Consider the following 399-nt stretch of genomic DNA (forward strand, 5'->3'; position numbering starts at 1 on the left):
GATCTGCTCGGCCGCCCGGGAGGCCGGGGTCAAGGTGATGCTCTCGGGGATGGGTGCCGACGAGCTGTTCGCCGGGTACCGCAAGCACCTGGCCAACCTGCTGGCGCTGCGCTACCAGCGCATCCCGCGGCCGCTGCGGCGCGGCCTGTCCCAGGCCGTGGACCGGCTGCCGGTCGCCACGGCCCGCCGGGGGTACCGGTCGGTGCGCTTCGCGAAGCGGTTCCTCTCCTTCGCCGAGCTGCCGGAGGAGACCGCGTTCCGGCGCAGCTACACCATGTACGACCGGGGCGAGCTGCTCGCCCTGGTCGATCCGGACCTGGCCGGGTCGGTGGATGACGTGCTGACCGAGCATGCGGACATCTATCAGGACAATGCCCTCGATGACCCTGCCGACTTGGT

Annotated in this window: 1 protein-coding gene; it reads left to right on the forward strand. The window is 70.9% G+C overall.

Annotation, left to right across the window (positions count from 1 at the left end; genetic code table 11):
- The coding region (locus ACFXIV_RS48345) for an asparagine synthase-related protein (RefSeq protein WP_379421597.1) at window positions 1-399 on the forward strand (399 nt) is incomplete at both ends.

The organism is Nocardia sp. NPDC059236, assembly GCF_042754085.1.
In the GTDB taxonomy this organism is placed as follows: Bacteria; Actinomycetota; Actinomycetes; order Mycobacteriales; family Mycobacteriaceae; genus Nocardia.